The organism is Pseudoalteromonas atlantica, assembly GCF_043641955.1.
Classification (GTDB): domain Bacteria; phylum Pseudomonadota; class Gammaproteobacteria; order Enterobacterales; family Alteromonadaceae; genus Pseudoalteromonas; species Pseudoalteromonas atlantica_A.
Genome location: NZ_JBHZRV010000002.1, coordinates 631,100 through 653,871, shown reverse-complemented (window position 1 = coordinate 653,871; position 22,772 = coordinate 631,100). Strand labels below are relative to the sequence as shown.

Here is a 22,772-nt window from a genome sequence, read left to right as displayed (position 1 = left end):
CTGATTTATTATTAGTCACGGTAAATTTTGGTAAGGTCTTGATAGTGATCAATTCGGCGATCACGTAAGTAAGGCCATATACGTCTTACGTTCTCAGAGCGTTTTTGATCAAGTTCTACAACTAAAATTTGCTCGTCAGCATTATTTGCTTCGCTGAGCATTTCACCTTGAGGGCCTGCAATAAATGAGTTGCCCCAAAATTGAATACCGTCACTTTGCTCGCTTGGGTCACTTTCATGGCCTACGCGGTTGGCACTGATAACGGGCACACCATTGGCAACAGCGTGGGCACGTTGTGAAATAACCCAGGCATCTTTTTGTCGTGTTTTTTCGCCGTCATCGTCACGTGGGTCCCAACCAATAGCGGTTGGGTAAATTAGTAACTCAGCACCTGCCATCGCCATCAAGCGTGCAGCTTCTGGAAACCATTGATCCCAACACACTAATACGCCTAATTTGCCTACTGAGGTTTGAATGGGCTCAAAGCCTAAATCGCCTGGGGTAAAGTAAAACTTTTCATAAAACCCAGGATCATCGGGAATATGCATTTTGCGATATTTACCTGCAATTGTGCCGTCTTTTTCCAGCACAATTGCGGTATTGTGATAAAGACCTGTGGCACGTTTTTCAAACAATGAAGCTACGATGACGATGTTTAACTCTTTTGCTAATTCGCCCAATGCGTCACTACTTGGCCCAGGGATAGTTTCTGCTAAATCAAAAACATCAACGTCTTCGGTTTGGCAAAAGTACAGGCTGCGGTGTAGTTCTTGAAGTACCACAAGTTGAGCGCCTTGGTTTGCAGCGTCGCGAATGCCAGCAATTGATTTGGCCATGTTTTGCTCGGCGTTATCATTATTGCTTTGCTGCACTAAGGCAACCGTTAATTTATTTGACGAAGTCATTATGGTGCTCCAATTAAAAAACCGCGAGGTAATTGCATAGTGATGCAATGTAAGCTGCCAAATTGATGAATGATAGGCAAACAGTTTACCCCAATAATTGTGTGCTCAGGGTAGGCTCGCTGAATTTGCTCAAGTGCTTTAGCATCGTTTTCATCATTGTAAGTGGGTACTAACACGGCATCATTGATAATTAAATAGTTTGCGTAGGTGGCTGGCAGTCTATCGCCATCGGCGTTAAACACCGCTTTTGGCCAAGGCAAATTAATCAATGTATAAGGGTGACCTGATGGCGTTTGAAAACCTTTCAATTGTGTTTGCATTTTATCAAGCGCGTCAAAATGCTCATCCGTGGTGTCATCACACTCTACATAGACTAGGGTGTTGTTAGGTGCAAAGCGCACGAGGGTATCAATATGGCTGTCTGTATCATCACCGGCTAAATAACCATGATCAACCCATAAAAATGAACTGACACCTAATTGCTGTTGCAATTGTGCTTCAATTTGTTCAGTTGTAAGTGTTTGGTTACGATTTGGGTTGAGTAAACACTCGCTGGTGGTAAGTAGTACACCATGCTCGTTTATTTCAACTGCGCCGCCTTCTAATACTAAATTAATTTCTTGGTATTGATTTGCAGGTGCTGCAAGCTGGTTAACAAGTACTTTGTTAATTTGATTATCAAGCGTGCTCTCAAACTTATTACCCCAGCCGTTGAAGGTGTAATCAAGAATAGCTAACTGGCTGGCATCTTTTGTGTTTGCACAGGTCAAAGGGCCATGATCGCGTGCCCAAGTATCATTACAAGGGGTGATCACAAAGTGCACCCGAGTAAGATCAATCTCATTACTAGTTAAGAGTTGGCTTATATGTGTTTTTAATGCATTGTTATGTGCAACAATAACAACGTGTTGTCGCTTGCATATATGTTTGCAAAGGGCACTATAAACAGGCTCTACAGCGCTTAGGTTGTCACGCCAATCAGTATCTTGGTGTGGCCAAGTAAGCATCACAGCATCTTGCTCAGCCCATTCAGGTAAAAGTCTAAAGTTCATGAAGTTAATAAACAAATAAAGGTGCGCCTAGTTTAGCATTTCAAGCACAGATGTCAGCTTTTTAAAGCAATTAGTCAGGCTTGTTTTCGTGTTCATCACTGGGTTTGTCTGATTGCTGTTGTTGTCGTTTTTTGAGCTGCCTAGTTTGAGCATGTAAACTGGCTCTTACTACAAGTTCTTGGTCTGAATCACGAATCGCAATAAAAAGCAGCGTATACTGGTATTGCTCGTTTTCTAGCTTATCCATCGCCACAACTTCTGTATAACAATAAACAGCAGAGGCTTCGTGTTGCAAAAATAGTTTAGTACGAAATGTTTGGCCTAATGAGTAAACCTCGCTTGAAGTGAGTTTTACGCCACCGCCTCCATAGCTGTCACAATAGAGTGCATTATCCTCAGGTTGCTCTGAAGCTAAAATATGACTCATGATTAAGTCTATTTTACGTGATTGAGCTTGCAAAAATACGGCGAGTTCTTGTGCTATGTCGCCTAAATTACGAAGAGGTCTTAAAGAGCTCTGCTCTAATTCACTCACTTCGTTAGCGAGTTTAAATAGTGGAGGAATATCAGCTTCCAGCTGAGCCGGGCTTTGTGGCACATTATGTTTATCAACGGCAAAAAGATTGACTCTATTACTCTCAGCAATCTGAAAGTACTGTTCAAACTCAGTTAACTTTTCATTATTCATCATTAGACTCCACAGCGCGCATCTACTTATAGTAGCGCTGCCAAGCGTAAATTACTAGTGATGAAATTTTAATAAAAAAGGGCAAACCTATGTTTGCCCTTAATTTTTTATATTAATAAGGTTACAAATTGCCCTCTATAGTATCCACATTTTCACGTTTGTGATGCTCAGATATTTCATTCGCTAATTCACTACGAGAGCGTTTTTCGCTGAGCTTTCGCTCTGTGAGCCAATAGAAAAATAAGGGCACAAAGAATACGGCTAAGAATGTGGCAGCCATCATCCCGCCCATAACACCCGTGCCAACGCTGTGACGCGCACCTGCGCCCGCACCTGAGCTTAGCACTAACGGCACAACGCCTAATATGAACGCCAGCGATGTCATTATGATAGGTCTAAACCTAAGGCGGGCAGCCTCAAGTGCAGCAGCGCTTGCGCTCCAGCCTTGTTGGTGCTTCATTAAGGCATATTCAACAATTAATATGGCATTTTTACTGGCAAGACCAAGTAAAGTAACCAGACCAATTTGGAAATATACATCGTTTGTCATACCCACTAACCAAATAGACACAAGCGCGCCAAAGGTACCAAACGGCAGAGCCAGCATCACAGACAGAGGCAATGACCAACGTTCATAAAGTGCTGCAAGAATCAAAAACACCATAATCACGGCAAGCCCAAGTGCGAGCCCGGTTGTGCCTGAGCTGCGCTTTTCTTGATAGGCAGAGCCAGTCCAATCGTATGTCATATCAGGTGGCAATACAGCTTTTGCAATACGTTCGATTTCAGCAATCGCTTGCCCAGAGCTGTAACCTGGAGCTGCATTACCCAATAACTTAACCGCAGAAAGATTGTTATAACGGTTTAAACTTTCAGGGCCTCGGCTAAATTCTATATTAGTAAACGCAGACATCGGTACCATAGTACCTTGGCTATTTTTAACATAAATACGGCCAATGTCGTCAGGTTTCATTCTAAATTCGGCTTCAGCAGACATTAGCACCTGCCAAGCGCGGCCAAACTTATTAAAATCATTTACATAATAAGTACCTAATGTACCTGCAAGCGCAGTAAATGCATCGTCTACTTCAATGCCCATAGCCCGGGCTTGTTCGCGATCTACATCTACTTTTAGTTGCGGAGCATTAGGGCGCCACAGTGTTTGCAAGCCACTTAGTATTGGACTTTTCTGTGCTTCAGCCATCATTAAGCCCATAGCTTGTTGCAGCTTTTCAGGTCCGCCAGCGCCTTTGTTTTGAATATAAAATTCAAAACCACCGGTGTTGCCTAAGCCAAAAATAGCTGGGGGGTTAAACGCCAATACCAATGCTTCATTTATATGAGCGGTTTTCATAAATAACTCATTAACCAAGCTTTTAGTATCTATTTCGCGCTCATCCCAGTGCTTTTGCGTGACAAATAAGGTTGCCGCACTATTTTTGTAACCACCACCAATAAAATCAAAGCCGGTAAATGCGACCACATTTTCATTTGCAGGGTTTGACTGTACTGCTGCAACAACTTGCTTTACGACATCCTCAGTGCGCTCTAAAGAAGAGCCATCGGGTAAGAAAATAGCTGAAATATAATAACCTTGGTCTTCATCTGGTACGAGTGAACTTGGCGTGTTCTTCCAAAGGCCAATGGTAATAGATACCATTCCTATCATTAGCACGAGACCCAGTGCGCCGCGACGAACCATAAAGCCTACAGTACCAACATATTTACTAGTTATTTGCGTAAATACTCGGTTAAACCATAAAAAGAAACGCGCGGTTTGTTTGTGTTCTTGCTTTAAAATGAGCACACACAGAGCAGGGGTCATCGTTAGTGCAACGACACCAGATAAACTCACCGCAATTGAAATAGTGATTGCAAATTGGCGGAACAATTCACCAGTTAGGCCACCTAAAAAAGCAATGGGCACAAATACTGAGCAAAGCACTAGCACAATGGCTACAACGGGGCCAGATACTTCTTTCATTGCTTTAATAGCTGCTTCATGAGCACTTACATGCTCTTCGTGCATTATTCGTTCGACATTTTCCAGTACCACGATGGCATCATCGACAACAATACCAATAGATAACACCATACCAAACAGAGTTAACGAATTAATTGAGTAGCCCAGCATGTACATACCAGCAAATGTGCCTAGTAAAGATACTGGCACAGCCAAGGTTGGGATAAGCGTTGCGCGCCAATTTTGTAAAAATAAATACACAACTAAAAATACCAATATCATGGCTTCAATCAGTGTGATAACCACTTCACGAATAGAAACTTCAACAAAACGCGTGGTATCGTATGAATTTAAATGAGCCAGTCCAGTGGGAAATTGTTGTTTAATTTCAGCAAGTACACCGTTTACCTCATCGGCAACATCCAATGCATTGGCACCTGGTTGTAAAAATATCCCTAGTAAAACAGCCTCTTTACCGTTGATTGTGCCACTAAAGTTATAATCCTTAGAGCCAAGCTCAACGCGAGCAATGTCTTTTAAACGCAAACTACTGCCATCTAGGTTTGAGCGAATAATAATTTTTTCAAATTGTTCAGGCTCTGATAAACGCCCTTGTGCGGTGACGCTATAAACAAGTTCTTGTGCAGACTGAGATGTTGGAGTAGCACCAATTTTACCTGCTGCATACTGCGAGTTTTGACTGCGTATGGCACCTGCAACTTCTTCAACTGTTACACCTAACTGGCTCATAACATCTGGACGAAGCCAAATACGCATGGCGTAATCTTTTGCACCAAATATTTGTACGCTAGTAGTGCCAGGAATACGTTTGATTCGATCGAGTATATTTAAAGTAACGTAATTTGATGTCCATAAGCTATCACGGCTGCCGTCAGGTGAATAAAACGCATGAACCTGTAAAAAGCTCGACGAGCCTTTTTGCACAACAACACCTTGACGACGGGTTTCTTCAGGTAAGCGTGCTTCAACCTGTTTGACTCGGTTATTCACATTGACTGCGGCTTGATCGATATCAGTGCCTATTTCAAACGTGATTTCTATCGTTGTGGCACCGGAGCTGGTCGAAGTAGATGCCATATACATCATACCTTCAACACCGGTAATTGCATTTTCAATCGGTGCAGCCACGGTTTGTTCGAGTACTTCAGCGGAGGCGCCTGGGTATGCTGCTGTCACCTGAACAACAGGCGGTGCTATTTCTGGGTATTGAGCAATAGGCAAACTGCGCATTGCTGCAAGGCCTGCTAGTACAATCACAATGGATATAACAAACGCAAATATGGGTCTGTCTATAAAATAACGAGAAAACATAAGACTCCCTGTGCTTATTCAGCTTTATCGCTGTGAGGTTTGTTATTAACTGCAACGGGCATTCCAGGGAAGAAAATTTTCGCCATGCCGTCAATGATTACTTCATCACCTTCATTAAGTCCTGACTTTATGAGCCAAAAGTTTTTATCACCTTCGTTTTCTGGCTTTTGGATCCATTCACCCACTTTAATGGGAGCAGGGCGAGCAATTGTGCCGCCTTGTTCATTTTTAGCGACAAGGTAAACAAATTTGCCTGTGCCATTATCAAGCACTGCACGCTGAGGAATAACAAAGGCTTTTTTACGCACAGCACCTTGTAATGTTACCCGAACAAATTGGCCCGGTCGTAATTTAAAATCAGGGTTTGGGATAATAGCCTGTAACTCGCTGGTGCCAGTATTAGGGTTTATGCGTACATCAGAGAAGTTAACCTCGCCAGTTTGTTCATAACTTGAGCCATCTTGTAATTTAATACTGGTTTGCCAATGGCCATCTTTAGGCAGTGTAAGGGTACCCTTTTCAACATCTTGGCGCATTTTCAATTGTTCGCGTTCTGAGATACCAAAACGTAATCTAATGGGATCAAGTTGCGTAATTTGCGATAACAGCAGATCAGGTCCAGCAACATAAGTTCCCTCAGAGACAAATTCTCGACCCATAATGCCAGCAACGGGGGCTTTTACTTGAGCATATTCAAGGTTTAATTTTGCTTCTTTTAAAGCAACTTTTGCAGCGGCTAGATTAGTTTGAGCAATATCTTTTGCAGAGCCCGCGTTATCATAATCACGTTGTGATACTGATTTGTCAGCACGAAGTTTGGCTAAACGTTTTACATCTCGCTGTGCTTGAATAAGCGAGGCACTTGCGCCATCAAGCGCGGCTTGGGCACTCTCAACCGCTAGTTGATAAGGTTCTAGGTTAATAGTAAATAAAGATTGATCTTTTTTTACTGTTTGTCCTTCCTCAAAATTACGAGACTCCAAAATACCCGTTACTCTTGCTCTTACTTCTACTTCTTTAGACCCTGAAAGTGTGGCAGGCAATTCTATAGTAAAAGGGGCATCTTCAGTTGTTGCCTTAATTGTTGATACAGCAGCCGGATGCATTGCTCCTTGTTGCTGTGTATTCGGGGCTTCACTGCACCCTTGAATTAATAATGAAGCGGTAGTGATTAAAAATAATGACAACTTCGATGGTACGAAAGACTGACGCATGGTTACTCCACAGTTCCAATTGTATAAGTATAAAGTTAAAGCAAGTCTGAGTTAATTGAGTATGGCTTAAAGTGAGGTATTACCCAATAATAATGATTGATATTTAAACTCAGTAAACGCAAGTGTATACCCAAATTTAAAATAGGTATACACTTGCGTTTACTTTTTTCATTATTCAGTGTGAAATGGTTGCAGTAAATTAGGTTGATTAGTATTGAGGGCGATATGGAATCAGGTAATAGTAAGCAAAATGATGTACTCTGCGCAGCAATTCAAGAGTTTGCACAATACGGGTTGTTAGGGACTACAATGGAAGCGATTGCTAAGCGTGCCAATGTTTCTAAACGTACCTTGTATAAACATTACCCTAACAAAAATGCATTGTTCGATGATGTTGTGGTACTTTTATTGGAGAGATTTTCGCAGTTACATAAATATCCATATCAACCAAATGTAAGTGTAGATAAGCAATTAAAAGAGCTTGCGCGCGTATGCTTGTCGCTCGGCAGTGACGAGAATTATTTAACACTATCACGAATTGTTATTATCGAATCTATGCGTGATAAAGAGCAAGCAGCGCGATTAGAAGAACAGTTTTTAGACTGTGAAAAAGGCTTACTAACGTGGTTTGAACAGGCTCATCAAGCGGGGGTATTAAATGATGTACCAGCAGATATAGCGGCTTCAATTTTCTATGGTGGTTTAAAGGATTTAGGCTATTGGGAGCAGGTAATTATGTGGCGCCCAGTACTTGATGAAACTCGCTTAGAGCAGTTAATTGATGTTATGTCTCGGTTTTTTATCAGAGGTATTAATTAACCTGAGCCTGTATAATAAATATATCTCCAGCGGCTACTTTCAACGCTAACTGCGTTGAATTTACTTGCAATAGGCCAGCTATTGACGCGTAAATTCGTCTTGTTATCGCTAAAAGTCTCCGGCTGGAGACTAATAAAAAATTTGTTAATTAATATCAATATATTAGTACATCTCTTAACCAGAGTTCAGGTTAATTAAAAAGGGGTAAACCGATTTAAAAGTTCACCCTTGATTCGGCAGACGCAGTTACTTGAGTAGGCTTACCAACTGCGTTAAATTTTTCACGTTATAATCAGGTTCTTGTACAAGCGGGTATAGTGCTTTACCTGGTCGAGCTATAAATGCTGTTTGTAAACCAGCTGCTTTTGCACCCGCAACGTCCCAGCCATGGGCCGCAACCATTAAAGCATCCTCAGCTTTTATATTTAATTGCTTTAGTGCCCATTCATAAGCACGTAGGTCTGGTTTATATATTTTGATATCTTCAATACTGTACCTGGCTTCAAAGTAATCCGTGAGTCCTGCACTTTCAAATTGCGCTTTCACACCGTCGTTCGATGAGTTAGTAAGGCTGACTAATTTATAGCCTTGATCTTTTAGTGCTTGTAAACTCGCTTTAACATCAGCATGAGCAGGTAAGCTCAATAGTGGTGTAACAATAGCGGTTTTAGCTTGCTCCGCATTAATTTTAATATCATTGTTTTGAGCAACCATAAGTAATGAAGCAACACCAATTTTACCAAAATCTTGGTAATCACCAATCGCAGTACTGACTAATGAGTGATGCAACATTGTTGAAAACCAAAGTGGCAGTAAATCATCTCGTCCGCCAAGAGCTTTACCAATTGAGTCACGCATAGAGTCTAAGTCGAGTAATGTTTCATTTACATCAAAAATGATGACTTTTGGTTTGTTCTTTTGTGATTCAGTTGCCATAACATTCCCTACAAATAATTGGTTAAATAGCACTACAAATAAGCTTAGTTTTGTAAGCGTTCTAAAGATAGTCATAAAGCTTAATGCCTTTTGTTAATGTAAATGATAAATAGAGAGAAAATTGATTTAATCCTCTATTAAAGTACGTCTGAGCCAGTATAGTGTTTGAATTAGTTAAATAAAGAGCGAATTAGTGAAAGCTAAGTTCGAAAATATTAAACATAATTGATGGATGTTTATGTATAACGTAAGTGATCTCGAAACGTTTATAGCGATCGTTGAAAATAAGGGCGTATTGGCAGCGGCCAGTGCGCAAGGGCTCTCAGCTGCCACTGTCAGTCATAGGCTGGCAAAACTTGAACGAGAACTAGCAACAGTATTAGTTTTTAGGGATAGTCGGCGTATTAGATTATCGCCTGCAGGTGACATATTCTATCGCAAAGTAGGCAGTATACTTGAGGCTTTGCATGATGCTGAATACAGCATTGGTGCACGAGGTTCATCGGTAAGTGGTCTATTAAGAGTAACAATGCCACCTTGGGTGTTCTCAAAGTTTGTAATGCCTAAGCTGATTGCATTTGAGCAGCAATACCCAGAGTTGCAGTTAGACTTTTCTATTTCTGATAACTTTGTCAATGTGGTAGATGAAGCACAAGATATTGCAATTAGGGTCGGTAAGTTAACGGACTCAGCTTTACTATCGCGTAAAATAGTGAATAACCAACGGATATTATGTGTTGCCCCGAGCTATATTGAAAAATACGGGATGCCAACTTCTTTTGAGCAACTACAAACACATTTTTGGGTATGTTTACCTTGGCAAAGACAACTTAAATTAATAGACGACAACGGAAAGCCTGTTAATTTTAATGCGAAAACGCGTTTTACGATATCTAACTCCGATAACATGACTCAAGCAGCCATTGCGGGACACGGTATTGCTATTAAATCTAAACTAGCTATCAAAGATGAATTGCAAAGGGGTTCACTAGTAGAGGTATTACCGGGAATCTTAGCGGATGATGACTCACCCGTTTGGTTTTTAAGACCACAAAATAGTTTGACCACTCGTAAAACAGAGGTTTTTTATGACTTTATGAGAGGATTATTTGATGCCTCAGAGACATAAACAGATTTGATGAAGAAAACGTAAGCAAAAATAACGATAATTTAACAATTTGCCTTGTAATTAGCGCTAAAACTCGTAGTCTTAGCGTAACTATAATTATAAAAGGTCTGTTAAGGATGACACAGAGCAAAGTAACCAATACATTTGTGGAACTTTCAGCACAAATAAGACGGTTCGTTTCACGCATTGTATTACCTGATGATGTCGAAGATATTGTTCAAGAAACCTTTGTAAAAAGTTATGAAGCCGATTTAAAACAAGATATTAAATATACGCATAGTTATATGCTAAAAACAGCGAAAAATTTGGCCCTAAATCACGTTGCGAAGTGGGACAATAAACACAGCGATTCGCTTGATACATCAGATGATTATCAACAAAATTTAAAATCAATGCAGCTTGAAGATGAAGTAACATCGAAAGAGCGATTTTTACTTTTTTGCCGTGCTACAGAACAACTGAGTCAGCCAGTCAGAAAATGTTTTATACTAAAAAAAGTATACGGTATGAGTCAGAAAGAAATAGCTGAACAAATGTGCTTAAGTGAAAGCACCGTTGAAAAGCATATTGCTAAAGGTTTATTAAAATCTATGCAGTATATGCAACAGCAAGAGCACGATTCGAACTCTGTTGAGCCAGACGTGACCGCTACCAGGAGGGTGGGGAAATGAGTAATGTACATCAATTTTCATCTAAAGAGTTGATACAATCACAAGCAAGTCGTTGGATCAGTGCGATGGATCGTGGCTTGAATGATCACGAAAAAGAGCAATTTAATGCGTGGGTAAAACAAAGCAAAGCGCATCAAGATGCTGTTTTTGACCTAGCAAAGTTATGGGATGAGTTAAGTGTCTTAAATGAATTAAGCGCATTGTTTCCAAACAAACAGGTTCCCTCTAAATCTACTTTTGGATCTGCGCATTATGCAATGGCAGCAAGTGTTATAGCTGTTTTACTGATAGCTACATTTATGTTTGCTGGTATTAATTACTACCCTGAAGCATCTCAAAATCAAGCAAAATATAGTAAAATTTATCGTACAAAGGTTGGCGAACAAGCAACCTATGTTTTACCTGATAGCACCATAGTCCAGCTCAATACCAATAGTTTGTTAGAGGTTGCGTACACTCAAGGACGCAGACAATTAATTTTAAGCCGAGGTGAAGGGCGCTTTAATGTTGCAAAAGATGCATCAAGACCGTTTTCTGTAATGGCAGGAGATAAATCGTTTACTGCGCTTGGTACCATTTTTAACGTACAACGTAATGCAGCGTCAGATTTAGAATTAGTCGTTACTGAAGGCAAGGTGATGATTACCGATCCCACAGTCGAAGTAAACGCAAAAGACTTTATTGAGTTACAAACTGCAAGTAATGAAACGCAACAGATAAAAAACATAAAGGCAAGTATCGTTATTTCTGGTGAAAAAGCGCTTATTAAAGAAAGCATTACTAAACCAATTAAACAATTATCTATAGACGATGTGCAGCGAGATTTAGCATGGCAACAAGGTATGCTTATTTTTAATGGTGAGTCGCTAAGTGAAGCACTACAAGAAGTGAGTCGTTACACCGCTACGCGGTTTGAATTAAAAGACCCTGCTTTAGCTTCGCTTAAAGTGGCCGGTGTATTTAAAGCTGGAGATATAATTGGCTTATTAGATAGCTTACAAGCAAATCTAGCGATAGAGCATGAGCGATTAGGTGAACATATTGTTAGCCTAACACAAGGCTAAAATAGTTAAGTAAGTTGCTTAAACTCTGACTTAAAGCATGAAAAGTAACAATGCTGATAAATAAAAGTAAAAAAATAATTAAGAAAAAATCAAATTTTTGTAGAGGATTATTCGTTCTCAACTGTTTGTATAAGTTGCGTAGTAACCAAACGTATCCATTATATGGGGTCATAGCATTAGCACCTTTAGTATGTAGCCTAAATGTGCATGCCAATGCTGTTGAATCACAAATGGTGCAATTTGATATTAAAGCGCAACGAGCAGACCTAGCACTGATTGAATTTGCTAAGCAAACTGAACAAACCGTGGTTTTTTCATTTGAACTAGCAAAGCAATATCAAGCTCAATCAGTGTTTGGATATTACACCCAGTTGGATGCACTCAATACGATGCTGCAAGATACTGAACTCGATGCGGTTGTTGATCAAAATGGTTTACTGAGCGTAAAACTCAATCAAATCAATAGGAATGATAACAACATGAAAAAGCTTTCAGGGGTCAGTGCTGCTGTATTACCACTTTTAATGGCGACCAATAGCCAAGGTGTTAATGCACAAGAACAAGCCGCACAAGAAAAAATTGAAAAAATTGCTATTGTAGGTAGCCGTGTCGCGGGTCGTTCAGTTGAAGATTTACCTGTTCCTGTTGATATTTTAAGTGCAGAAGCACTTGAGAATACAGGTCAAACGGAAGTTGGCAGGATGCTGCAAGCCATTGCACCTTCATTTAACTTTTCAAGTTCATCAATCAGTGACGGCACAGATGCACTGCGCCCTGCAACACTCCGTGGTTTAGGCCCAGACCAAACGTTGGTGCTTATCAATGGTAAGCGTCGCCACCAAGCTAGTATTATTCATATCAATACATCTGTAGGACGTGGTACTGCCGGAACTGACATGAATGCTATTCCTGCTGCATCAATTAAACGCATAGAAGTATTACGCGACGGCGCAGCTGCACAGTATGGCTCTGATGCCATTGCAGGGGTAATCAATATTGTGCTTAAAGATGCCGAAGAGGGCGGAAAAGCAGCAATTAACTATGGTCAATACTCAGAAGGCGATGGCGAAACTGTTAATATTGATTTTAATAAAGGCTTTGCACTTGGTGATGATGGTTATTTAAATACCACGATTAATTATCGCGATCGTGCGCCAACAAACCGTGCGGGTCTTCATGGCTCTTGTCAGTTTTATGGTTGTACAGAGCTTGATGATGGTACTTTACTCGCTTCAGACCCACGTGAGCTAACAGCACCTCGTGATACCTTTCGAATTGGTGACGCTGACTCGCAGCAATTTGCCTTAACTGTAAACTCAGGTTATGAGTTAGCTGGTGGTGAACTTTATGGTTTTATAACTTATTCAACACGAGATAATGAGTCTGCCGCGTTCTTCCGCCATAATGCTAACGCCGGCGGAAACCCTGTCTTACAGGATGGCGATGCGGTAATTCCAATGGGCTTTTTGCCGAAGATTAATACCACTATAGATGACATTTCATATAACTTTGGTTTTAAGAAAGAGTTTGATAATGACTCAAGTCTTGATTTCTCATATACGTATGGTGAAAACAGCATTGATTACACCACCAGTGATACCATCAATGGTTCATACGCTAATTTACTTCGCTATGAGCAAGGCTTAAACGCTGAAGATATTCGCGCGACTATCCCTCGTGAGGCTTACGCTTATGGCATGGAGCTTTCCTTACAAACGTTAAACTTGGATTACACGAAAGATTTTGATGATTATTCATTAGCTATGGGGGCAGAGCTTCGTACTGACGAATACAGAATACTTGAAGGCAGTGAATACGCATACCGAGATTATGACACTAACAACGGCGTTAATATTTACGATGGCTTGAGTGGAGGTGTTGGTAGCGAAAATGCATCGGGTGGTACGCAAGGCTTTGGTGGCTCTTCTCCTGATTCGTCGGTTGATGAATCGCGCGATGTTATTTCGTTCTATGTCGATGCAGAAACTTATGTGATTGATGATGTGATTATTTCTGGTGCGCTGCGTTACGATAACTATAAAGGTTTTGGTGACACGGTAAACTTTAAACTTGCTGGAAATTGGTCCGTTACGGACGATGTCTCACTTCGTGGTGCGGTTAGCACAGGCTTTAGAGCACCTTCTATGCAGCAGCTGTACTTCAATAATATTAGTACACAATTTGTTGTAGGCCCTAATGGTGACTTAATTGCAGAGGAAGTAGGTACTTTTAGAAATGACAGTACATTGGCACAAAGCATCGGTATTCCAAAGCTTAAAGAAGAAAAGTCTGAAAACCTCAGCTTGGGTATTGTTTATAACGTAACAGATAATGTAAATGTCACTATTGATTACTACTCGATTGATATCGATGACCGTATTGTGATCAGTAACCGTTTAGGCAAAGGCTTATCATCAACGCTTGATGCAGCCCTTGTGAGTTCAGGTGCTGGCGCAGGTCAGTTTTTCTTAAATGGTGCAGACACTGAAACACAAGGTGTAGATTTTGTTGCAACGTGGAACACAGAAGGCCTTGGTGGCACGCTTGACTTTACTTTAGCAGCTAACTTCACAGAAACAGATGTGGTTGATTTATTCACGCCAGCTGGAAGTGGCCTTGAAACTATCCCGGTAGAAGATGTATTTTCAGCGCAAGAAACATCTATTATTGAAGAGTGGCAACCACAAGATAGAGTTAATTTAAGTGCACTTTACCGCATAGATGACTGGACGGTGAATTTATCACTTAACCGCTATGGTGAATACACAGTGCAAGATGGTGGCCGCCAAACCTATGGCGCTGAAGTTCTAACAGATGTAAAAATAAATTACTATGTGACCGATAACTTGTCGTTAAATATTGGTGCTAATAACTTGTTTGATGTTTACCCAGACAAAAATACCATTGGTAACTCACGCTCTGGCACAATTGTAGACGCGTCAGGCAATACAATTGTTAGTTCAACAGGTGTGTTTGAATATTCACGTCGCTCTGCGCCATTCGGCTTTAACGGTGCTTATTACTATTTAGGTGCCGAATATCGTTTCTAAATAACTTCTCCTATGTTATTTAACTTTTGAAGGGCCGTAAGGCCCTTTTTTTGATGGTTTAATTAGAAACCAAACTGATTGGATAGTTATCGTATTCTTTAATATTATTCATTACAGAGACTAGAGTTTGGTGCTGACTATTTTCGTTAGCAGATATTTGCACTGATTTAATTGAGTATTTAGCAGCAAACATAGCTAAATTAGTTGCAACACTTTCAAGATCAATCTGCCTATTAGAAAAATAAATAGCATTATTTTTATCAATGCTGAAATGTGCATTTTTAGTGGGTTTATTAATGCTTGGTTTATCTAAAGGCCTTAGTAACTCAATTCCTACTGGTTTAATAAATGATGTAGTTACAATAAAAAAGATTAAGAGTATGAATACAATGTCGAGCATTGGTGTCATATCTACATCTGCATTATTTTGTTGTATTTCTTGTTTCTTTTTCATATTAGAACCTCATAAAAATTTAAAAAGCTGCGGCGCCACAGCGGTTTATTAGGTACCTAATTAAAAGACTAGCAGAGGAAGAAAATTGCATGATTAAATAAATATATTATTTTCATTAATTCTTTGGTTTTATTTGTTATGAAAATCAGAGGCATAAATTTTGTAAACAAAACAGCCCAGCACGTGGCTGGGCTATGGATTTAAGCTGTGATTAGTGCTTTTTCATTCTGCTCATTTCAGTATGGCAACTTTGCATTGTTAATAAAACTTTTGATAGTGCAGCTTCACAATCGTGTGGTTGTGGTTTTTTCATAGCTGCTTTAATTTCTTCCAAGGTTTTATCTTCAACTTCTTCAAGTTCTTTTACATACGTTTCATCGTTATCAGAACTAAATTTAGTGATTAATGATGTATAAGCACGGCGTGCTTCTACAGCGAATGATGAGCCGTCTTCACGTTCACCTTGCTGGTTGATAGCATAAGGTTGTAAGCTTTCAACACTTACTTTACGCGCATCTATCATGCGTTGAAAAAGTGCACCAACTGCAGGGTTTTGGACTTTATCTTGTGCTTTTTCATAAAAGTCTATCCCGCTGTTCATTACTTGGATAATGTCAGTGATATGATTCGCTTCTTGTCCTTGATGGGTATTCATAATAATGACCTCTTTAAGTTTCATGAATTCACTTATGTTAAAGCAATGCGTATACCAGAATTTAAAATTCATAAGGTCATGAATTTAAATGCATTTAACTTTAATTAAGTTCTTTAAAGAAAGCTGTTACCAACATACCCAGAAAATTTTACAAGTTATTATGTAATTGTTTTACTTCAACTCCTGCGCTACTTCAGCCACTTTTTGTCTTAGCCAAATATGGCTAGCATCACGATGAAGTAATGGGCTCCATATCATATCTAGTTCAAAAGGAGGTATTGGAAAGGGGGTTTCAAGGATTGTTAAACCTGGGTCATCTATATATATGTTTGCGGCCTTTGAAGGTAATGTAGCAACTAAGTTTTGCTCTTTGGCTAAGTGGATAGCTACGTGATAGTTACGGGTAAATGTAGCTATATTTCTGTGTTTGCCAAAATGTGCAAGGGCCTCATCAACCCACCCCAGTTTTTGCACATCTTTTGGATCCATACCAACACCCACACCAAAGCCGGTTTTACTAACCCAAATGTGGCGTGCTTTTAGATAGCTATCTAGGCTAAAGTTTTCAATTATTGGGTTATCTGCTTTTACTAAACAGCAAAAACTGTCTTTCCATATACGTTTATGGTGAAAAGACTGCGGTAAGTTTTCAAAGCGATTAATAGCCATATCAACTTTACCATTTTCTACATCATGAAAGGTCACGTCACTAGGAGTAAGTATATCCAAAGTGGTATCAGGAGCTTCTTCATGCAATTTACTCAGTAGTCGTGGAGCAAGCGTGCTAGCTGCATAGTCGCTGGCCATAATCCTAAATACACGGTTACTTTGACTTGCTTCAAACTCTCTATTAGGGGCGAGGGTTTCTTCTAGGGTCATTAAAATTCCGCGGATCACCGGTTGTAACTCGATAGCTCGCTCTGTGGGTACCATACCATCACTTGTACGCACTAAAATGGGATCGTTAAATAGGTTACGTAAACGTTTAAGGCCATTACTCATTGCTGGTTGAGTAATACTTAGCTGGTTCGCTGCACGGGTAACGTTACATTCACGTAGAAGCGTGTCTAAATATACCAGTAAATTTAAATCTATCTTGCTGATGTTCATTGTGTGTCCTTGCGTTTACCAATGCTTGATAAAACGTTGAGTGCTCGGATAAGGGTAAATATGGCTAACAACACCGTTCTTAATATTCTTCTGTGCTTGCTGCCAATAATTTACGTCTAATAACTCCGGATGTGCCTGGGTAAAAATAGCTTTATAACGAGGGTTTGGCATCACAAACGTACAAAGCTGTTCAGGAAACACATCTTGTGGTGCAACAGAGTAACTTTGCTCATCTGTTAAATAATCGTCATAACTTTTAGCTTTAGGTAAGGCTCTAAAATTCATATCACTTAAATATTGTACTTCATCATAATCATAAAAAATAATTCGTTTATGGTTACTGACACCGAAGTTTTTCAGCAGCATATCACCGGGAAAAATGTTAACTGCAATCATTTCTTTGAGCGCTTGACCATATTCAGTGATAGCCGTTATAGCCTCATCCTCAGTAGCTGATTCTAAAAATAAGTTTAGCGGCGTCATACGACGTTCAATATATAAGTGCTTTATAATAACTAAATCATCATCGATAACCATTGATTCACCGATGGTATTTTTAAGCTGTGCGAGTAAGTTATCGTCAAAACGTGATAAAGGAAATACGACGTTCGAATACTCTATGGTATCAGCCATGCGGCCAACCCGATCATGACTTTTAACTAATTGGTAGCGTTTTAAAACAGTGTCTCTACCAAATGGCTTACTTTCACCAAACTTGTCCTTAATTACTTTAAATACATAGCCAAATGAAGGGAGGGTAAATACCATCATCACCATCCCAGGAGTACCTGGGGCGATAATAAAGTTATCATCAGAGCGTTCTAAGTGAGTTAGAAACTCTCGGTAAAACTCTGTTTTACCTTGCTTGTGAAAACCTATCGCGTTGTATAATTCAGCCAGTGTTTTATTTGGCATTAACTGATTTAAAAAGCGTACAAGTGCTGAAGGCGCATGGGTTTCCACCATAAAATAAGCCCGAGCAAAGCCAAAGATAACTCGCATCTGTGAAGAGTTTGTCAATAGTGCGTCTAAATAAAGGCCGTGCTGTTTATGATGTAAAACTGGAATGATAAAGGGTTGAATGCCACTGCTTGATACAACGCGACCGACAATGTAAGCCGCTTTGTTGCGATAAAATGGGGTTTGTAATATATCAAAGCGCATTTGCCATGCGCTGTGATGAGTATCTGGTGCTTGTTTATAAAATGCTTTTACAAGTAGCCGTATATCGCGTTCTAAATTGTCAAAATCTGCTCTAAAATCGAATTGGCTAATAATTTTTTTAATTGTTGGTTTTAGGCCATCAATCACCGGGAAGAAACTTCGGTATTCTGCTTCAATTGGCAAAGCGGGTGCATCAGCTAAAGACGTTTCTACAAATATGAAATTATTATTGAAATAACGACGATGAAACAATCGGCAAAAGACTGAATTATAAAACGTTTCAGCGAGCTCTGCTTGGGGATGAAATTGTAAAAACTGTTGATAATGCTGTTTGCTAGCAAGCCATAAAGCTTCATCGAGTTGATCAGTAAAGGCTAAGTGGGCTTTTTTTAGCTGTGTAATAGTTTCATTTACACGGTCATCGTAGTGACTAATTCTTAATTGACTTATTTTATGCATTTGCGGCCAATCTTGCTCAGCAAACGCTATATGTGCTTGTGCTGTAATTTCTTGAAATAACCGATAGTGCTTTTTGAAGCCTTTTAGAATAAATTCAGCAATTGTGTGTGCGTGCATGTGGGAGATACTCCTAAAAAACGGGCTTAGAGTTATTGCTCTATACTTGTTAAGAGTATGCTAAATAAAAGTAAAACCCAATAGATTATTTATACCGCTTCAGCTTTTTTTCAAGTTTTTCAATCTGCTTTTCTACTTTTTTAACATCTCTTAAGTAACGTTTATTAATCGCTTTAAGTTGTTTTTTTATATCTTTGGTAATTCTTTTTGTCTCACTGTCACTTAATATGCGCTTTAAACGCTGCTGCTGATTAAATTCAGCACGATCTCTGTCTCTGGAAAGTATATCAAGTGAATGTTGTTTACTACGTATGGTTGAATTAAGGTTACGTATTATTTGTTGTCTTTCGAGCTCATTAAGTGTTTTTACATGGTTGGAATTTGGATCAGAAAAAGCTACGTTAGTTTGCTTAATTTTGTGCTCAGTAGCGTTTGATCCACAAGGAAACTGACTAAATACCGTGCCTCTATCAGTGATACATTTATAATAGTCAGTTTTAGCGGCAACGCTTTGTGAAGAAGTAAAAGCGAACGCGAGTGAACAAAGTAGGTAAAAAGTAATATTTATTTTCATAAGGGCTTCCTTGCACTATGACAGTATAATGAAATATAACTTACTGTAGCCAAATCACAAATGAATAGGCTTATCATATTAAATTAACCTAATCAGTGAATGCCTTTAATTTTTTGATGCTTTGTACTAAAAACGGTATATCTAAGCCTTGTTCTATCGAAAACCCTTGGGCTGCAGAGACATTTTTATAATTCCCGTCAGAATCAATTAAAGTAATACGATCTTTTTTGTAAGCTATCAGTACACCTTGCGAATAGGTGACTCCAATGTCATCTTTTTTATCATATAAATTTACACCCAGCATGCTCTGTTGGGCGACTTCTGCACAATTTAAGTACTCGCCAACACTAGTGGCAATAATATCACTAGGTTGAATTAACCCTTCTACACGAGTGATTTTTTTATCCGTACTGTAAAGCCTAGAAGTCGTGACGATGTCATTATTGTGTTTAGCAAGGCTAAACGCATAAATGTGGGTATCTTTAGCTAAACTTAGCGTGTTGGGGTCGGTAACTCTAGTGTCGACAATACGTATAGCATGTGTTGAATTATTTTGCTCATTAATAAAATCAAATTCCGCAAACCCACTTACGTTTAAGCTACGCTGTTTGTTTGTCCAAGCTGGCATAATTTTATCTTCAAATAATGCTGGCTTGTAATAGGCAGGTAAGCCATACACTAAGCTAAATAAAGTATCTTGGTGATTAACTGGTTGAAGAAATTGCTCAGTTTGAAAAAGGTCGCCATGTTGCTGAGCAAAAGACTCTAATAAGTCATTTTCACTAAATACTAAAATAGCGATGTTTGCCTGAGTATTTGATTCACAACGAGGTAGTGGGTTTGATAATGCGTATTTAATATTTTGGTTAGTCAGCTTTACATTATGAGCTTGCTTATAGCTTTCTATATCAAGCAGATCATTTTTAGCGAGTAAGCTTTTTGCTGTTGTTGGGTACGACAACGGTAAAACGTTATCTTGCTTTGTAATATCAAATTTAAGATTTGCATCAGCCCATATGTGAATGCTGTGGCTTAATGCAAAGCAAGTAACCAATACAGATGTAGCATAACGGCCAAATTTGTACTGCTTTAATCGTGCTAAATGGTGCCAAGTATAATTACTCGCCAACAATTGAAAAGCAAGAATCAGCATCACGATACCACCTGCAAGTAGGGTAGTTAACGCCGGAGAGCTGGTTAAGGTGTGCCACAACAATGAAACAATTTCAGGTAATGCTGAGCTACTTAAATGATAACCTAAGTTAAAATATACATAGGCATCAAGTGTAAGCAAAGACGCGCCAAAAGTGGCCAGAATTGCTGCCATGCCGCGTATATGCCGCGGGTATGGGAAAACTAAACTGAGTGGAAATATCGTCAGCACAAACGCAATGAAGGTGATAAAGCTAGTATGGCTTAGCCATGTTACTAGCATATATACATAGCCCATTGTGGTTGTCGGCGCAGAGTCAGCAAATAAGTAACTTAAGCTAATAAGTAACACTAACCCAATATTAGCAAAGGTAAACCAATGGCCCCAGCTTAATAATTGGCTTGCTTTAGACGAAAACTGATTGTGCTGCGATAAATTCATATATGTTATTTAACCGATTGCGCTAATGCTTTTGTAAAGTTATCCGCAACGGCTTGTCTTTTCCCTTTTGGCACATGCTCTTTTAATATATGCGTGATAGAATTTCCTAAACACATAAGACTTAAATCAACCGGCGCATTGTGCTCAGTTAACACATCAATGAGCTGATCGACGATTTGTTCTACTTCATCATTAGAATATTTTGATAAGATTGGCATCAGTTGGTTCAATAAAAGAGTTATATTCTCGTATTTTAACACCAGAGGCGTGAAAAACAAAGATGACAATAGATGTTAAAAAATTAGTCGTTCATTATGTAGACAAAAAAGATGACGATACACAAATTCATTTACGCAACGATGAAATGGCGGTTAATGAAAAAGTAGCTGTATTCATTGAACAATTACATCACGCATACAACGGTAAACCTGGAAAAGGGTTTTGTGCTTTTAGTGGTGATAAAAATAGTGTTGTTGCATCAGCAATGCAAAGTTATCGCAACGATGAGCTTGGCTTTTGGCACATGACAGAGCAAGCAACAACGGTATTAAAAGAAGAGTTAAATAAATATGCGTTTAACGAAACGGGTTATTTAATCTTTTGCCATTACCAATATGTTGCCACTGATTATATGTTGATTGCCATGATCAACATAAAAGAGCATTACTCAATTACCTCAGAGCTTGATTTAGCGTCATCACGTCACTTAGATATTTCACGTATGCAGCTAGCGGCAAGGATTGATTTAACTGGTTGGGATACTCAAGCCGAGGACAATCGTTATATCTCTTTTATAAAAGGGCGTGCTGGGCGTAAAGTCGCAGACTTTTTCTTAGACTTTTTAGGTTGTGAAGAAGGCATTGATCCAAAACAGCAAAGCCAAGCTATGCTAAACGCTGTTGAAGATTATTTATCTGAGCAGCAATTTGAAAAATCAGAGAAAGACGACCTACGCAAACAAGTCTTTGATTACTGTAATGACTGTGTAACCACAGGCGAAGATGCCAATGTCAGTGAACTATCACAAGCGCTCACAAAAGGTGACGACAACCCATTTGACAGCTTTTGCAAAGAGCAAAGCTACGATTTAGAAGAGTCATTTCCGGTAGATAAAAAAACCGTCACTAGCATGGTGAAGTTTTCCGGCCTTGGTGGCGGTGTGAGTATCAGCTTTGAGCGCAAGCATTTAGGTGAGCGTGTAACCTACAATGAAGCAACGGATACCCTGATTATTAAAGGGATACCACCAAATCTTAAAGATCAGCTACAACGGTTTATGGAAAGCGAAGACTAAGACGTTAGTTTTAGCCATAAGCGTTAAGTTTTAATTAGGTTTTAGTTAGTTGAAAGCGAAGTGCTGGCACTTCGTTTTTTTATGGATTTTTAATACTGAAACAAGAATTAAAAAAGCCGCGTTAATTTTCATTAACGCGGCTTTTTATTTTGCTTTGGCTAAAGCCAGAGTGTTAGTCAACACTCATGGTTTTAGTCATTGCAGCGCTTGCGCGACCAGCAGGCTTGATAGAGCCTGCACGCAAGCCGCTATCTGGGATAGCTTCTCGTTGGTCGTGTGCCATCGCTTTTGGTGTATGAGCAACATCACTATCAGCAACTGCAGTAGGCTGTGCCATTGGTGCGCTTGCATGCCCAGCGGTAATCACTGTTTTAGTGTTTACGCTAGCAGAAGCTGCTTTATCTGTATCTTCAACTATAGCTGCTTCTTTAGCTTCTACAGGCGTCTCTACAGTGCTAACCGGTGCTGCTTCAGCTTCAACTGGTGCTTCTTCAGTTACAGCAGATGCTTCTTCAGTTACAACAGGTG

General features: G+C 39.5%; 19 protein-coding genes and 1 pseudogene. 6 read left to right on the top strand and 14 right to left on the bottom strand.

Annotated elements, in window-relative coordinates; genetic code table 11:
• Positions 1-11 precede the first annotated feature (11 nt).
• The 5 genes from ACHUE3_RS06435 to ACHUE3_RS06415 form a co-directional block, all read right to left on the bottom strand.
• Positions 12-905 (bottom strand): carbon-nitrogen hydrolase, encoded by an 894-nt coding sequence (locus tag ACHUE3_RS06435; RefSeq protein ID WP_394191286.1) that lies wholly within the window; start codon positions 903-905, stop codon positions 12-14.
• Positions 905-1,957 carry an agmatine deiminase family protein gene (locus ACHUE3_RS06430; RefSeq protein ID WP_394191284.1) on the bottom strand — a complete coding sequence of 351 codons (1,053 nt, stop codon included), beginning with the start codon at positions 1,955-1,957 and terminating at the stop codon, positions 905-907. Before ACHUE3_RS06430 ends, ACHUE3_RS06435 begins: the two co-directional genes overlap by 1 nt.
• Before the next feature lie 70 nt (positions 1,958-2,027).
• Complete coding sequence (locus tag ACHUE3_RS06425) at positions 2,028-2,645, bottom strand: PilZ domain-containing protein (protein ID WP_394191671.1); 618 nt, start codon at positions 2,643-2,645, stop codon at positions 2,028-2,030.
• 121 nt (positions 2,646-2,766) lie between these two features.
• Positions 2,767-5,940, bottom strand: a complete 3,174-nt coding sequence (locus tag ACHUE3_RS06420; protein WP_394191282.1) for an efflux RND transporter permease subunit — start codon at positions 5,938-5,940, stop codon at positions 2,767-2,769.
• Positions 5,941-5,954: 14 nt separating this feature from the next.
• Positions 5,955-7,154, bottom strand: coding sequence for an efflux RND transporter periplasmic adaptor subunit (locus tag ACHUE3_RS06415; RefSeq protein ID WP_394191280.1), 1,200 nt, complete (start codon positions 7,152-7,154; stop codon positions 5,955-5,957).
• A gap of 225 nt (positions 7,155-7,379) precedes the next feature.
• On the opposite strand from ACHUE3_RS06415, the gene ACHUE3_RS06410 reads away from it, so the two are divergent.
• On the top strand, positions 7,380-7,973 hold the full coding sequence (locus ACHUE3_RS06410) for a TetR/AcrR family transcriptional regulator (RefSeq protein ID WP_394191278.1): 594 nt from the start codon (positions 7,380-7,382) through the stop codon (positions 7,971-7,973).
• 246 nt (positions 7,974-8,219) lie between these two features.
• Here ACHUE3_RS06410 and ACHUE3_RS06405 read toward each other — a convergent pair whose 3' ends face one another.
• Positions 8,220-8,984 carry a haloacid dehalogenase type II gene (locus ACHUE3_RS06405; protein ID WP_394191276.1) on the bottom strand — a complete coding sequence of 255 codons (765 nt, stop codon included), beginning with the start codon at positions 8,982-8,984 and terminating at the stop codon, positions 8,220-8,222.
• A 163-nt stretch (positions 8,985-9,147) separates the two neighbouring features.
• On the opposite strand from ACHUE3_RS06405, the gene ACHUE3_RS06400 reads away from it, so the two are divergent.
• The 4 genes from ACHUE3_RS06400 to ACHUE3_RS06385 all read left to right on the top strand — a co-directional run bounded on the left by ACHUE3_RS06400 (position 9,148) and on the right by ACHUE3_RS06385 (position 14,823).
• Positions 9,148-10,038, top strand: coding sequence for a LysR family transcriptional regulator (locus ACHUE3_RS06400; RefSeq protein WP_394191274.1), 891 nt, complete (start codon positions 9,148-9,150; stop codon positions 10,036-10,038).
• Positions 10,039-10,154: 116 nt separating this feature from the next.
• Entirely contained in the window at positions 10,155-10,709 is a 555-nt protein-coding gene (locus ACHUE3_RS06395) for an RNA polymerase sigma factor (RefSeq protein WP_394191272.1), read from the top strand.
• Entirely contained in the window at positions 10,706-11,773 is a 1,068-nt protein-coding gene (locus ACHUE3_RS06390; RefSeq protein ID WP_394191270.1) for a FecR family protein, read from the top strand. The genes ACHUE3_RS06395 and ACHUE3_RS06390 overlap by 4 nt, the downstream gene beginning before the upstream one ends.
• 50 nt (positions 11,774-11,823) lie before the next feature.
• A complete protein-coding gene (locus ACHUE3_RS06385; protein ID WP_394191268.1) occupies positions 11,824-14,823 on the top strand; it encodes a TonB-dependent receptor plug domain-containing protein in 3,000 nt (999 codons plus the stop codon).
• 58 nt (positions 14,824-14,881) lie between these two features.
• Here the strand turns inward: ACHUE3_RS06385 and ACHUE3_RS06380 are convergent, their stop codons facing one another.
• The 7 genes from ACHUE3_RS06380 to ACHUE3_RS06350 form a co-directional block, all read right to left on the bottom strand.
• Positions 14,882-15,277 carry an ExbD/TolR family protein gene (locus ACHUE3_RS06380; RefSeq protein WP_394191266.1) on the bottom strand — a complete coding sequence of 132 codons (396 nt, stop codon included), beginning with the start codon at positions 15,275-15,277 and terminating at the stop codon, positions 14,882-14,884.
• 211 nt (positions 15,278-15,488) lie between these two features.
• Positions 15,489-15,932, bottom strand: coding sequence for a ferritin-like domain-containing protein (locus ACHUE3_RS06375; RefSeq protein WP_394191669.1), 444 nt, complete (start codon positions 15,930-15,932; stop codon positions 15,489-15,491).
• 171 nt (positions 15,933-16,103) lie between these two features.
• Positions 16,104-17,042 (bottom strand): LysR family transcriptional regulator, encoded by a 939-nt coding sequence (locus ACHUE3_RS06370; protein WP_099294212.1) that lies wholly within the window; start codon positions 17,040-17,042, stop codon positions 16,104-16,106.
• Between the two features lie 15 nt (positions 17,043-17,057).
• Positions 17,058-18,782 (bottom strand): bifunctional isocitrate dehydrogenase kinase/phosphatase, encoded by a 1,725-nt coding sequence (aceK, locus tag ACHUE3_RS06365; protein ID WP_394191264.1) that lies wholly within the window; start codon positions 18,780-18,782, stop codon positions 17,058-17,060.
• Positions 18,783-18,867: 85 nt separating this feature from the next.
• The gene (locus tag ACHUE3_RS06360; RefSeq protein ID WP_394191262.1) at positions 18,868-19,356 is read right to left on the bottom strand and encodes a DUF4124 domain-containing protein; all 489 of its coding nucleotides are present in this window, start codon (positions 19,354-19,356) and stop codon (positions 18,868-18,870) included.
• 88 nt (positions 19,357-19,444) lie between these two features.
• Positions 19,445-20,950 carry a DUF3413 domain-containing protein gene (locus tag ACHUE3_RS06355; RefSeq protein WP_394191260.1) on the bottom strand — a complete coding sequence of 502 codons (1,506 nt, stop codon included), beginning with the start codon at positions 20,948-20,950 and terminating at the stop codon, positions 19,445-19,447.
• A gap of 5 nt (positions 20,951-20,955) precedes the next feature.
• On the bottom strand, positions 20,956-21,168 hold the full coding sequence (locus ACHUE3_RS06350) for a YejL family protein (RefSeq protein ID WP_394191258.1): 213 nt from the start codon (positions 21,166-21,168) through the stop codon (positions 20,956-20,958).
• Between the two features lie 62 nt (positions 21,169-21,230).
• On the opposite strand from ACHUE3_RS06350, the gene yejK reads away from it, so the two are divergent.
• Positions 21,231-22,244: a nucleoid-associated protein YejK gene (gene yejK, locus ACHUE3_RS06345; protein WP_394191256.1), complete on the top strand. Its 1,014-nt coding sequence runs from the start codon at positions 21,231-21,233 to the stop codon at positions 22,242-22,244.
• A 172-nt stretch (positions 22,245-22,416) separates the two neighbouring features.
• Here yejK and ACHUE3_RS06340 read toward each other — a convergent pair.
• Positions 22,417-22,772: pseudogene (locus tag ACHUE3_RS06340) on the bottom strand (ribonuclease E); the annotation flags it as partial.